Annotated in this window: 13 protein-coding genes and 1 pseudogene; 9 read left to right on the forward strand and 5 right to left on the reverse strand. The window is 37.0% G+C overall.

Features of this window, described 5'->3' with window-relative positions; genetic code table 11:
• Window positions 1-356 precede the first annotated feature (356 nt).
• Window positions 357-1,712 carry a YjiH family protein gene (locus tag ACE1MS_RS05475; protein WP_012293376.1) on the forward strand — a complete coding sequence of 452 codons (1,356 nt, stop codon included), beginning with the start codon at window positions 357-359 and terminating at the stop codon, window positions 1,710-1,712.
• 358 nt (window positions 1,713-2,070) lie between these two features.
• On the opposite strand, the gene ACE1MS_RS05480 is transcribed toward ACE1MS_RS05475, so the two are convergent.
• Window positions 2,071-3,075 (reverse strand): acyltransferase family protein, encoded by a 1,005-nt coding sequence (locus ACE1MS_RS05480; RefSeq protein WP_447402743.1) that lies wholly within the window; start codon window positions 3,073-3,075, stop codon window positions 2,071-2,073.
• A 235-nt stretch (window positions 3,076-3,310) separates the two neighbouring features.
• Between ACE1MS_RS05480 and ACE1MS_RS05485 the strand changes: the two genes are divergently transcribed.
• The 4 genes from ACE1MS_RS05485 (at window position 3,311) to ACE1MS_RS05500 (ending at window position 7,505) form a co-directional block, all read left to right on the forward strand.
• Window positions 3,311-3,562 carry a phage holin gene (locus ACE1MS_RS05485; RefSeq protein ID WP_012293379.1) on the forward strand — a complete coding sequence of 84 codons (252 nt, stop codon included), beginning with the start codon at window positions 3,311-3,313 and terminating at the stop codon, window positions 3,560-3,562.
• An 81-nt stretch (window positions 3,563-3,643) separates the two neighbouring features.
• Window positions 3,644-5,737, forward strand: a complete 2,094-nt coding sequence (locus tag ACE1MS_RS05490; protein ID WP_012293380.1) for a DUF2339 domain-containing protein — start codon at window positions 3,644-3,646, stop codon at window positions 5,735-5,737.
• A gap of 258 nt (window positions 5,738-5,995) precedes the next feature.
• On the forward strand, window positions 5,996-6,748 hold the full coding sequence (locus ACE1MS_RS05495) for a prepilin peptidase (RefSeq protein ID WP_031419077.1): 753 nt from the start codon (window positions 5,996-5,998) through the stop codon (window positions 6,746-6,748).
• A 34-nt stretch (window positions 6,749-6,782) separates the two neighbouring features.
• Window positions 6,783-7,505, forward strand: coding sequence for a gamma-glutamyl-gamma-aminobutyrate hydrolase family protein (locus ACE1MS_RS05500; RefSeq protein WP_031419078.1), 723 nt, complete (start codon window positions 6,783-6,785; stop codon window positions 7,503-7,505).
• 103 nt (window positions 7,506-7,608) lie between these two features.
• Here the strand turns inward: ACE1MS_RS05500 and lexA are convergent, their stop codons facing one another.
• A complete protein-coding gene (gene lexA, locus ACE1MS_RS05505) occupies window positions 7,609-8,226 on the reverse strand; it encodes a transcriptional repressor LexA (RefSeq protein ID WP_031419079.1) in 618 nt (205 codons plus the stop codon).
• 166 nt (window positions 8,227-8,392) lie between these two features.
• Here lexA and yneA point away from each other — a divergent pair, with 166 nt between their 5' ends.
• Both yneA and ACE1MS_RS05515 read left to right on the forward strand, forming a co-directional pair.
• On the forward strand, window positions 8,393-8,707 hold the full coding sequence (gene yneA, locus ACE1MS_RS05510) for a cell division suppressor protein YneA (RefSeq protein ID WP_031419080.1): 315 nt from the start codon (window positions 8,393-8,395) through the stop codon (window positions 8,705-8,707).
• Entirely contained in the window at window positions 8,704-9,369 is a 666-nt protein-coding gene (locus ACE1MS_RS05515; RefSeq protein ID WP_012293385.1) for a YneB family resolvase-like protein, read from the forward strand. The genes yneA and ACE1MS_RS05515 overlap by 4 nt, the downstream gene beginning before the upstream one ends.
• An 18-nt stretch (window positions 9,370-9,387) precedes the next feature.
• Here the strand turns inward: ACE1MS_RS05515 and def are convergent, their stop codons facing one another.
• Window positions 9,388-9,966, reverse strand: coding sequence for a peptide deformylase (def, locus tag ACE1MS_RS05520; protein ID WP_447402744.1), 579 nt, complete (start codon window positions 9,964-9,966; stop codon window positions 9,388-9,390).
• Between the two features lie 143 nt (window positions 9,967-10,109).
• Window positions 10,110-10,637, reverse strand: a complete 528-nt coding sequence (locus ACE1MS_RS05525) for a GNAT family N-acetyltransferase (RefSeq protein WP_036167522.1) — start codon at window positions 10,635-10,637, stop codon at window positions 10,110-10,112.
• A 190-nt stretch (window positions 10,638-10,827) separates the two neighbouring features.
• Between ACE1MS_RS05525 and ACE1MS_RS05530 the strand changes: the two genes are divergently transcribed.
• Together ACE1MS_RS05530 and tkt are read left to right on the forward strand one after the other, a co-directional pair.
• Window positions 10,828-11,061, forward strand: coding sequence for a DUF896 domain-containing protein (locus tag ACE1MS_RS05530; protein ID WP_012293388.1), 234 nt, complete (start codon window positions 10,828-10,830; stop codon window positions 11,059-11,061).
• Window positions 11,062-11,186: 125 nt separating this feature from the next.
• Window positions 11,187-13,181: a transketolase gene (gene tkt / locus ACE1MS_RS05535; protein ID WP_012293389.1), complete on the forward strand. Its 1,995-nt coding sequence runs from the start codon at window positions 11,187-11,189 to the stop codon at window positions 13,179-13,181.
• Window positions 13,182-13,494: 313 nt separating this feature from the next.
• On the opposite strand, the pseudogene ACE1MS_RS05540 reads toward tkt, so the two are convergent.
• Window positions 13,495-13,796: pseudogene (locus ACE1MS_RS05540) on the reverse strand (transposase); the annotation flags it as partial.
• Window positions 13,797-13,806 lie beyond the last annotated feature (10 nt).

Genomic DNA, 13,806 nt, shown 5'->3' on the forward strand with positions numbered 1-13,806 from the left:
GTGATGTTTATTCACTTTTTCTTACTTTAAAAATTTCTGTTTGTTATCTTATATAATTGTTATACTTGATTGAAGCATTTGTTGCCTGTATAAAAATTCAGAAAAATGTGAGATTGAACCAATGGCTTTATAGCGTTTAAAATAGTTTTATAACACAGTAATGTTATAAAAACATGAATGATGTGAGTATTTTTCTGTTTAAAACTCAAAACTCTATTGTTTTTATAATAGTACTATAACAGGTTATGAGGGGAGGTTTTGAATGAACACAACATATAGAGCTTATAGAATAGTAGATTGAGAAATAGATCAAGTTGCAATTTCATGATTAATAGAAATGAGGTTTTAATCAAAAAATGAAAAAATATGCTGTTTCTACATATGTTTATTTTATCATCCCTTCTTTAATTGGTATTTTTCTATTTATGACACCTGTCTTAACAGAAGAAGGCTGGAAGGTACCAATTGCAATTTTAGCAAATGTTTTAGCAACTATTGTTGCTCCTATTATTAGTTATTTTACAATTTTTATGTTTGCTATTTCAGCAATTGGCGCACTTATGGCTAAATTTATTCCTCGTAAAAACGTAAAAGAGCCAAGTATTTTAGATACATTGTTTTATGTTAATTGGTTTTGGACGATTACCCGCTGTATCGGCTTAGTTTTTGCTTCAATGGTTGTCTTTAACTTTGGTCCTTTTGCCATCAACAACGAAAATACTGGTGGACTACTGATGGATCCTAATGATGGTCTTGTCACATTTTTATTTACCATCTTCTTGTTTGCTGGATTCCTCTTGCCGTTTTTGACTAATTTCGGGCTTCTTGAATTTTTCGGTACAATGATGGTGAGAATTATGCGACCCCTATTTAAAAGTCCAGGCCGTTCTTCCATTGATGCCCTTACATCATGGGTCGGTGATGGAACGATTGGTGTTTTAATGACTAGTAAACAATATGAAATGGGGAACTATACCAAAAAAGAAGCAGCTATTATTGCAACAAGCTTCTCGGTAGTATCTATTACATTTTGTATCGTAGTATTGGATACGGTTCATTTGGCACGCTATTTTATTCCATACTATTTAACAGTTGTCTTTTGTGGAATTGTACTAGCGATTATTATGCCCCGTATCTATCCACTTGCACAGAAAGAAGATACATATATAGATGGTACGCCTGTAGACTATTCACGTGAGGAATTACCAGAGGGCTATAATTTAGTCTCACATGGCTTAGAAAATGCACTTGCTGTTGCCCATGACAATCGTGACCCACGCAAATTTATTAAAGATGGATTTAGAAATGTTATTGATTTATGGGTTGGTGTTGCGCCTATCGTAATGGCTTTTGGTACGATTGCCCTAATGCTTGCCGAATTTACGAGTATCTTTGTGATTTTAGGCAAACCCTTTGAGCCTATTTTAACAGTACTTGGCTTACCAGAGGCGGCACAAGCAGCACAAACAATGGTTGTGGGCTTTGCAGATATGTTCCTGCCTTCTATTTTAGGTGCAGGGATTGAATCTGATACCACTAGATTTGTCATAGCAGTTGTTTCAGTCACGCAGTTAATTTATATGTCTGAGGTGGGTGGACTTATTTTAGGTACGAAAATTCCATTGAAATTTTTCGATTTAGTGGTGATATTTATATTACGTACACTTATCTCACTTCCAATTGCTGCATTAGTGGGCCACCTTTTATTCTAATCAAAATGCCAAGTCCTAGATGGACTTGGCATTTTTCATGGAATTTATAGCATAGGATTTCTTTACTCGCTTCCATAAAACAAATATATAGACGATAACGAGCTCTCTGCATTACTTATAAAGACCCACATAGAAAAATATGATAAGAAACTCTAAGCCGATTATTTTGCTATCACTTTTTGATTCATTCTGTTCATTTCCTCCAATCATGGTTGCATGATTAATAGGAAGACAGAGTGCTTTCTAATAGAATAGAGAAATACTTGCCAAAATGATGTGAAATTCCTCAATACGCAATAAACCGAAGTCATTTGATGCGCACTCTTAATTGAACTACTATCCAATATAAATTTTAACCTTAATTACGGATTGACTTTTTTTGGTGAGATTTGCCGATTAAATATGCACTAAAGGGGAGAAAGGAAATAATTTTTATGAGCAACATACAGACGACAAAACTAGCTAGAAAAAGTGAAATAACTTGTAGAGAAGTGGTAGGGAGTAATGCACTATAGGGTGCTAGATATTCTTGAATAAGCCAGTGAATTAAAAAGATACCAAAGGAATAACGACTGATGATATGGATGAAGGGCAGCTTAGGCAAAATTTGAGCAAACGCTAAAATAAAAATCGTCATCGCTAACACAAATAGAATCATATCGATTCTTCGTGATGTAATTTGCTGGTCGCCCAAATAATAATTTAAATAGATAATGACTGTTGCAAGTATAACCGATAAAACGGTAAAAAATTTATATTTAACGAGATAATATGTGAATCTTTCATAATGACGACCCATGAAATAGGCAAATACAAAATAAGGAAGCCAGCCTACGAAGAGCAGTCGTATAAAATGATCGTTATTTACGAAATAATCTATATTTAATTTTGCCAGTGTCATATAGAAAACCCCTAGTAAGAACATTATGGGAGCAAACCATATACAGGATAGATTATATTTTTTTACCATAAAAAATAGAATATAGAGCTGAAAAATCGTCATGACAAACCACCCAGAAAAATCCCCCAAAATAATGTGACGATACAGGGCATACCAAAAATTTTCATGATAATGAAAGGCTGCATTAGCCGCATATAAAATACCAGCAGCTACAAACGGCATGACGATAAACTGAAATCGATGCCATAAAAAATGGGAAGGCAGCTGATGTTGATAGCGATTAGCTAATATTAAAATGGATAATAAAATGAAAATGGGTGTGGCGGCACATAGCACAAGTCTAAAAAATTGATAGAAAGGTTGATCAATAAAGCCATTAATAATTTCAATATTTGTCGTCGCGTGCAATAGCACAATACTTAAGCAAGCAATAGCTCTCAATGCGTTCCACTCGTACACCATCTCAATCACCCTCGATTTCAGTAAATTGGCGGGCATCTCCTGCCAGGATGCAACCTTACTAACTATATGAATTTGGCATTATGGTTACAACCGGTCTGTCTTTCACTCGAAAATAGTTTAGTTCGCAAATTATTATTAAAAATACCTAGTAAACTTGTCAAAAGCTCCATTTTTGCATATGTGTTACATAACCTCCCTGCATATACTGGTTCAAGAGGGGGGGAGGTGAGCTTTTATGAGAATTAACTGGAAGGTTCGTCTTCAACATATACCATTTTTATTAGGTCTATTTTCATTGTTACTCTTACTCGCACAACAAGTAGGAGCGATTTTCGGCTTTGATTTGACAGCTGCAATAAGTGAGCAAATTGCAGCTATTTTAAATACAGTTCTATCTATTCTTGTATTAATGGGTGTCATAGTAGACCCAACGACAAAAGGTACAAGTGATAGTGAAAAGGCATTAATGTATAGGAGACCACGATAAAGTATTCAAAAAGTGTAATTTTACAATAAGGATAAATATGTTATAATGTTAGAAAATTGATACAGTGGGGAGGATGATTGAATGTCCCTTGAAATGGAACGAAGAGTGGCTAAACTTGAGGAGGAAATGGCAGAGTTACGTCAGGAGTTAAGTGAATTAAGGCGAATTCAAAGCAATGAGAAAATAAATACTCTTGATGCAAGACAGTCAATGATCGAGCAATCGGTTCCAATAAAACCAAAACCAACACCAAAACCAACAGTGGAGTCGAAGACTACCCCAGTCAAAACAGCACAAAAAGAGGTGCAACCACAGCCATCGATGGAGGAACGTGTTATGTGGGCACTTCCAAAAGTATTCATGGTTATTTTAGTTATGGGGGTACTTTGGGGTCTCAAACTTGTTAGTGACTATGGTTATTTATCGAATGGCGTGAAAATCATCCTTGCCTATTCATTATCGGTAGGATTGGCGATTATCGCTTATATTCTGGAACGTAGAAAAGTAGGCTCTCCCGCTATTACCGTCTCATTATATGGCGGAGCATTTATTGTTGGTATTTTAACGACTGCAGCTAGTGCCATTTTATACGAGATCATCCATCTCACACCAGCGCTTGGTATTACGATTCTTTATATTGGCTATGGTATTGCAATAAGTTACTTAAAGAAAAATGAGGCATTAACTATTTTTGTTGCTTTTACCTCATTATTACTACCTTATTTATTAGAATATATGGACTTTAGTGCCATCATTATTTTACTATTTGTTATCGTTTTATTTGCCATGCTGCAATTGGTTGTCCAACAGCACAAGCAGAAGCTTGCCCTTTATATTTCAGCCTTTTTCTCAGTGGTGGCAATAGGTGTTGTTGCATTTATGAATCATGATAAGCAAGTTGTCTTTGCTTTTGGTTTACTTGCTATACTAGCCATCTTTTATGCAAGCTGGTGTCGATTATTTCATGCACAATCTAAATGGAGAGCTCTTCATATTGGCCTCCAATTTTCGTTAGGGTCATTTAGTTTATTGCTGATGAACCTGATCATACGCTCACTAGAATATGGGGAAGCAGTGCTACTTGTTTTGTTTGGTTTATTCATAGCATTATCGTTTTATAGTCATCGTCAAAAATGGCAGGAAGTATTTGATAGTGCTATAACACTCGCATTTATGACCGTATGTAATACGGTACTTATCATGAATATACCTGATAAAGTGGATGATTTACTATATCCATTGATCGCATTTGCAGGTGTAATGATGAGCTTACGATTACGGGCCAGTATGATGAAGGTAGTCACATCATTTTTCCTTGTGATGACATTGTTGCTAAACTTTATTTTCCATGAACCAACACCATTTATGAGCTTTAATCATGTAAGCCTGTTCATGCCGATTATTTATCTTGTAGTCATTTACTTGTATGCTAGACGCCCAAAAGAAACGTTATCACCTTTTGAGAAAGTCATGAAGGATGTATATGCTATTGATATTTTAGCAGTAATCACCACAGGCTACTTCTTAGCTTATATGAGCAAACTAGATACAGCCTATTTTGCGGCAACAAATGGCATTCAGTATTTGATGTGTATGGCACTAGCTGCTTTGTTTGCAGGAACTCTGCTCGTGTCAGAGAAATTCAAAGGGCGTGTTCTAACGCCTGTGCTGGGAGCATTCTTTATCGTATTTTCTTTGATGGTCAGCGCAAAGCCTTCTATGTTGGACAGCTTAAGTATGATGACCAGATTAGTTTATATAGCAGTAATAGTGGCGATTATTGTGGACGTTCTAGTAAAGGGCCGTATTTATCGGCTATATGCAGAACGAATGGGGAAATATGTAGACGCTATTGTTAGCTCAGGTGTCGTACTCACAATGATCTCGATATGGGGGCTCGTTCATCAATTTACGTATAGTCATCTACTTGATTGGAAACTAAGTATAGCTCTTACAACGATTACATTATTTCTAACCGCGAGTATTTCGTTATGGCTTAGTTCCACGCAACAATTAAAAACGCTTCGCACTACAGGCTTTGTTATCTTAGTCATTGCGTTTATCAAGCTGATTTTCTTCGACCTATCAGCACTTGATTTATTAATTAGAGCTGTTCTATTTATAACAATTGGTGGCATTGGCATGCTGTTATCAGGTAGGTTACTGAGGAAATAAATAAAAGAGATTCCAATGATTTTTGGAATCTCTTTTATCTTGTGCTAAACTGATAATACTCTTACTCTACTCCTTCTTTCTTCTTATCGTACTTTAAATCCTTTGTGAAAATATTCCTCAAATACATCACATATTATCTATGTCCCTTGTTCTGAATAACATTGGTTACGTGTATTACCGAGCAAAACTACAATAATTATATGAATAGGCGCATCATACGGATTGTATGGGCGCCTATTGGTTTAGGAGGACATAAATTTGGAAATGGCTTATACAATTATCATTTTTTTATTTGGTCTAGTGTTTGGCTCTTTTTATAATGTAGTTGGCTTTCGTGTACCGCGGAAGGAGTCTCTTGTACTTCCTTCCTCCCATTGTACAAACTGTCAGAGACCATTGACGGTTCTTGATTTAGTGCCAGTATTGTCTTATCTGTTTATAAGAGGAAAATGTCGGGGCTGTGGCTTTAAAATCTCGTCAGTATATCCAGCGATAGAATTGTTGACTGGAGGATTATTCGCCCTTGCTTATTTGAAGCTAAACTGGAGCATGGAATTCATAGTAGCTTTATCGTTCATCTCATTGTTAGTCATTATAGTTGTTTCAGATTTTACTTATCTGTTAATTCCAGATAAGATTCTTTTATTCTTTTTGCCTATATTGGTCATTGGACGTGTACTATCACCTTTAACACCTTGGTGGGACAGCCTATTGGGTTCACTCGTTGGTTTTGGCATATTATATAGTATTGCGGTTTTATCGAAAGGTGGAATGGGAGGAGGGGATATAAAATTATTCTTTTTAATTGGTCTTGTTCTCGGTACTATTCATACGCTGTTGACTTTATTTTTAGCTGCTATCATTGGTATGATAGTCGGAATAGTTGTCTTATTAAAGCGTAAACAGGGAAGAAAAACACCTATTCCCTTTGGCCCATCAATTGCATTAGCCGCTAATATTGTTTATTTCTATGGAGATTCGTTCATCAAGTGGTACTTAGGTTTTTGGTAAGTATTTAATCTTCAATTTTGTGGAGGGGAATCAAGTGAAGCCGATTATTGGAATTACAGCTTTTGTAGAAGATGATTTATCAGCTCATTTAAATGCTGCTTACAGCAAAAGTATTATTGAGGCGGGCGGTATCCCCCTCATTATTCCGTTAGGGGTTGAGGAAGATGCTGCACAAATTTTAGCCCTTACGGATGGCTTATTGCTATCGGGAGGCTATGATGTACATCCTTTTTTATTTGGAGTGGACCCTTCACCAAAGTTAGGTAAAATTCATCCAGCTAGAGATGCCGTAGAATTAGCATTAATTGAGGCTGCATTTTTACGAAAAATGCCTATTTTCGGTATTTGTCGGGGTATCCAAATATTAAATGTTGCATTAGGCGGGACGTTATATCAGGACATTGATAGTGACCATTATAGTACAAAGCTTATTAAACATATGCAACAGGCCGGTAGATCAGTAGCAACGCATTATGTACAAATTATTGCGGAGAATTTATTAGCCACTATTCTGGAACAAGAGAAAATTGCCGTCAATTCTTTTCATCATCAATCAGTGAATGTACTAGCGGAGAATTTAAAAGTTGCAGCGAAATCAAGTGATGGCATTATTGAAGCGGTGGTACATGAGGAATTACCATTCTGCTTGGCTGTCCAGTGGCACCCAGAGGAATTAGCTATAGCAGGAGATCCGCATGCACAAAAGCTATTTGCAGCGTTTATTGAAGCGAGCATAAAATTTAAAAAAGAGGCTTAAAAGGCCGTTGTCAAAAGAATCCAATAGTTTATGGATTCTTTTTTTGCGTAAAAAAGAGGATTTATGCTCAGTGAAGGAACACAATCCTCAAACCCTCATTTAATTAATGTACACGGCGATACAGACCAACAACTTGTCCCAAAATGGATACTTGATCGACGATAATCGGTTCCATTGATGAATTTTCAGGCTGTAAACGGAAATGGTTTTTTTCCTTAAAGAATCGTTTTACAGTAGCTTCATCTTCAGCTGTCATGGCTACAACAATGTCTCCATTATTAGCCGTTGATTTTTGCTTCACAATCACTAAATCACCATCTAAAATTCCTGCTTCAATCATCGATTCACCCATAATTTCTAGCATGAATAACTGATCCTCACTCGTGCCATATGTATCAGGCAGTGGGAAATACTCTTCAATATTTTCGATAGCTGTAATAGGAGAACCTGCTGTAACCTTCCCTACAAGTGGTACATGGATGACGTGTTGCTTTTGGATGGATTCTTCAGGTTCAAGAATTTCAATAGCACGTGGTTTTGTTGGATCTCGACGAATAAAACCCTTTTGTTCTAATCGAGCCAAATGACCATGAACAGTTGAACTTGAAGCAAGTCCAACAGCTTCCCCGATTTCACGGACTGATGGCGGATACCCTTTAGCTCGTACCTCGTCTTTAATGAACGCTAAAATGTCCTCTTGTCTTTTCGATACTTTTTTCATGATTGCTCACCTCTTTTTTCTAATATCATTCTTCTTATTTGATAGTATAACAGAATGCGAACACGTATGCAAACATAGGTTCGAAAAGTGTTTGACAAAAACGTTTGTTCGCTTTATTATGGGAACATATATTCCGAACAAACATTCTAGAAAAGAGGTTATAATGATGAAATGGTTAAAGAAAAATACACATATCACTATATTATTAGGTGCTTGTTTACTCTTCGCAAGTTACCTTTACATCACTGATCCGGGGGATGTTAATTACGCTGAAATTCAAATTGAACATGGGGATAGCTTGTGGTCGTTAGCCGAACAATACCGTGGTAAAATGAGTAAAGAAGATTGGATTAAACTTGTCAAATCAGAAAATGAGTTAGCAGATATTAAAATCGTGGCGGGTAAATCTCTAGTCATTCCAGTTTTGAGTGATCAAGCCAGTCCCATCAAAACCATTGAAATTGCGAGAAACGAACAATGAAAAATAATCAAATGACGGCTGTTGTCTATTGCCGGGTAAGTACTGAAAAAGAAACGCAAAGCTCCTCGTTAGAGCGCCAACAAGAAGAATTAGTGCTCTGTGCTAAAGAGCAAGGCTATGAAGTAAAGGGTGTTTTTAAAGATAAGCATAGCGGTTATGATGTTGAACGCGAAGGCTTACTTGAAATGCTTGATTTTATAAAAGAGAAGGAAGTAAAAGCTCTTTTTGTACAAGATGAAACTCGTTTAGGCCGTGGAAATGCCAGGATGGCAGTATTGCATTTATTACAAAAATCAGCAACAGATGTTTATTCGATGCGTGATGCAGGACCAGTTCAATTAAACGAAATGGATACGATGCTACTAGAGATTTTAGCAATTGTAGAAGAGTATCAACGTAGAATCCATAATGCGAAAATCCGCAGAGGTATGCGACGTGCTGTGGAAAATGGCTATCGCCCTGAAAATAACCTATCCAATCGTGGGAATCCGCATGGTCAGGAACGGAAGGAACTCCCTGTTGATGAAATCGTGAAGCTACGTAATCGTGGTTTTACCTTTGAGGAAATTTCCATTACTCTTAGAGGATTAGGCTTTGAGGTAAGTAAGGCAACCGTACATCGCCGATTCCAAGAGCATCAAGAAAAATTAGCAGGCAAATAATATAGCCTGCTAATTTTTTTAATACAAGCTTTCGATAATAACATTTTGGGGTAGTTGAAAAGGGTTATCTTTATTAATTCGATCATAAAACATAATACCATTTAAATGATCGATTTCATGTTGTACAACGATAGATTCATAGCCTTTTAAAGACAAAATAAATTCCTGTCCATCAATAGTATAGGCTTTTACTTTAATTCGTTCATATCTTGGTACAAAACCGTGAACTGGTCGATTAACAGACAGACACCCTTCTCCCTCAGGCAAATAGATCATATTTAAAGAATGGCTCATTACTTTTGGGTTAATGAACATCATTTCGGGTTTTTGGTCATGATCTTCAAAAAGGACAGCAGACATTCTTTTATCTACGCCAATTTGATTTGCAGAGAGGCCACTACCAGGACGTAGCTTATACTTTTTTGTTAAAATCGGATCTTGGCTGTTTTTTAAATATTGAAGCATAGAAAATAATATATGTCGGTCCTCTAAGGGAACTGGTATGGCAACATCTTGTGTTTGTTTTCGTAATAGGACCGAGTGTTCTTTTACAAAATCTTTCATAGTAATCATGTAATCAGGATGAAATTTTGCCATCGAAAAATACCTCCTCCGTATTCAGAAGTTTTTTCAAGCTAATTTGTATGGTCGGATCATCCATTATTGACCAAGTGCCTAATACCATTTACAGGAACTTCTTCCATTTCCACGAGCTTAGTAGTTTAGTGTTTAATGTTCTTCTAACCTCCTAACAAATTGTCCCACTCTTCACGTAAGACTGCGTAATAGTATTCGTCCCACCATTCATCCCCATATGGTATACACTTTTTAAAAAAACCTTCACGCCTCATTCCGATTTTTTCCATAACTTTATAGGAAGCGATATTTTCGGGCTGACACGTTGCAATAATTCTATGAAGTTTCTTTTCATTAAATCCATAGTCTAATACAGCATGTGCAGCTTCAGAAGCAAAGCCTTGATTTTGGTAAACTGGATTTAGTACCCAACCGATTTCATATGTATGATCACCGAAATAAGGATGGAAAACAATATGACCAATCACTTGCTTGCAATTATTTGAAACAATAGCAAAATGTTTTGCTTTGTCGCTGCTATTTTCTTTAATAAATTTCTTTGCCTGATCTTCAGTGAAAACACCTTCAGGCATATAATGCATCACTTTTTCATCTGAAGTATAGCTATAAACAGCTTCCCAGTCCTGTTCTTGAAATGTTCGAATGAGTAATCGCTTAGTTGTCACGTTCACATGTATATCCTCCAATATATAGTTAAATTTTTCCTTCCATATAATACTTATACACTTCAAACATCTGGAAGTCATGTATTTTTTTATTTCAACAGATTGAATAAGGGTTGGTATAACTGCATTTAATGGGAAACCGTGCTATACTTTGCATACCGAAGTCAATAAGATAGGTACTGAAAGGTGTGTAACTATGTTATCAAAAGAAAAAATTAACCGTATAAATGAACTTTCTGCTAAAGCAAAAAATGGTCAACTAACGGATGAAGAGGCAAAGGAGCGAACAGCGCTTCGTAAAGAATACTTGGATACATTTAGAGCAACGATGCGTGATACGATTGAAAACGTAAAAGTGGTTGATGCAGAAGGAAATGATGTCACGCCAGAGAAGGTAAGACAAGCGAAAAAAAATAAATTTCTAAATTAATGTGACACAATTTAATAAAGCATGTATGAAAATACAAATAGTATAACAAAAGCATTGTTTTCTAAAGCAATGTTGACTAAACTGTAGAAGAACAATTATAGGACGAGAAAGGATGTCACAATATAATGACTCAACATGCGGATTTATTAGCAATTAATGCTATCCGAACTTTGTCAATCGATGCTATTGAAAAAGCAAATTCTGGTCACCCAGGTTTACCAATGGGGGCAGCGCCAATGGCTTATACGCTTTGGACAAAACAATTACGCCATAATCCAGCGAACCCAAAATGGTATAATCGCGATCGTTTTGTATTATCAGCTGGTCATGGTTCCATGCTTCTATACAGCCTACTTCATTTAGGCGGCTATGGTTTACCAATGGAAGAAATTCAAAACTTCCGCCAATGGGATTCATTAACACCAGGACATCCTGAATATGGTCATACAGTAGGTGTGGAAGCAACAACTGGTCCTCTAGGACAAGGTATTGCCATGACTGTAGGTATGGCAATGGCAGAGCGTCATTTAGCAGCTACTTACAATAAACCAGGTCATGACATCGTTGACCACTATACATTTGCATTATGTGGTGATGGAGACTTAATGGAGGGCGTAGCAGCAGAGGCTATTTCATTAGCTGGTCACTTAAAACTTGAAAAATTAATCGTGCTTTACGATTCTAATGATATTTCTTTAGATGGAGACTTAGAAAAGTCATTCTCAGAAAACGTCCAAAAACGTTTTGAATCTTATGGCTGGAATTATTTAAAAGTTGCAGATGGCACAGATGTTGATGCGATTAATGCAACTATTGAAGAAGCTAAAAAATCAACTGGCAAACCAACATTGATTGAAGTGAAAACAGTGATTGGTTTTGGTTCACCAAATAAATCGGGTAAAGCGGATTCTCATGGTGCACCACTTGGTACAGATGAAGTGGTATTAACAAAAGCTGCCTATGAGTGGGCACATGAGCCTTTCCAAATTCCTGCTGAAGTATATGATACTTTTAATGCTGCGGCTGAGGTGCAAGGAGCACAGTCTGAAGAAGCTTGGAATGCGAAATTTACTGCTTATAAACAGGAATTCCCAGAATTAGCAGCTCAATTTGAACAGGCTATGAAGGGTGAATTACCAGCAGACTTCGCTTCGGAATTACCAGTGTATGAAGCTGGTAAATCTGTAGCAACACGTTCTTCTTCTGGCGATGCGATTAATGCTATTGCTAAGAAAACTCCATCATTCTTTGGTGGCTCTGCTGACCTTGCTGGCTCTAATAAAACAACGATGAAGGGTGCAGGCGACTTCTCAGCGGACGATTATGCTGGTCGCAACATCTGGTTTGGTGTGCGTGAATTTGCAATGGGCGCTGCTTTAAACGGTATGGCACTTCACGGTGGTTTAAATGTATTTGGTGGTACATTCTTCGTGTTCTCAGACTATGTGCGTCCGGCAGTTCGTCTGTCAGCATTAATGGGTCTACCTGTAACGTATGTATTTACACATGACTCGATTGCTGTTGGCGAAGATGGTCCAACGCATGAGCCAATTGAACACCTTGCATCACTACGTGCAATGCCTAATTTATCTGTTGTTCGTCCTGCGGATGCAAATGAATCAGCTGTTGCATGGGAGCTTGCCGTTGCATCAGAAAATACGCCAACAGTATTAGTATTGTCTCGTCAAAACTTACCTGTTCTTAACGCTTCTATTGAAACAGTACGTGAAGGTGTGACGAAGGGTGCTTACACAGTATCTCCTGCAACTAAAGCAGTAGCGGATGCTATATTAATTGCAACAGGCTCTGAAGTATCTCTTGCAATTGAAGCTCAAAATGCATTAAAAGGTGAAGGTTTGGATGTAGCTGTCGTTTCAATGCCATCTATGGATCGCTTTGAAAAACAAGATGCTGCCTACAAAGAATCTGTTTTACCAAAAGCTGTCACTAAACGTCTTGCGATTGAAATGGGTGCATCATTCGGCTGGCATAAATATACTGGCTTTGATGGTGATGTGCTTGCAATCGATAAATTTGGCGCATCAGCTCCAGGTGAAGTAGTAATGGAAAAATACGGATTCACTGTAGAAAATGTAGTTGCGAAGGTAAAAGCGCTATAAGATTTTTAATAAAGTACCGCAACACTCAGCGTATCAATTCGCTGGGCGTTGCGGTACTTTTTATAGCATGTGAGAATCAAATGTTAGGTATTGAGTGACGTATCACTAAAGGAATTAACAAATATATCTGTGGCAATAATTTTCAAAAATATCCCAAATCAAATAAACTGCATATGGTTATGCAGTTCAGACTGTGACAAAAGGAATTGAGAAGTTCACACTCGATTCCTTTTGTCATTTTTTTACTTTCTTTATGTTTAAAAATGGTAATTTGATATCCCATAAAACAGACTCTTCAAGTATAAGAACTCTTTTAAGCCGCCAGCCACGTCCAAGTAGCTAGTTTCTTTAAATTCATGACAGCAAGAGTTAGTATCGCCTGCATGGACAATTTTTCAGACCTCTAGGTTGTCCATCGCATACCATTGCATCGGCAAAGACATGCTCAATCGTTTCTTTACGCTTGCATAAATTTGTTTGACGTCATAGGAATGGCGTAAATGTTCAGCTTCCTCCACATACAGTTCCCAAGTATGGCGTTGAATGAGTTTTTTGTGATTCTTACTTTCAGTACATTGGGAAGGCTTGACACTTCGCACAAATCAAAGGTTTCGATGTATTAGCA

This window comes from Lysinibacillus sp. fkY74-1, from assembly GCF_053165895.1.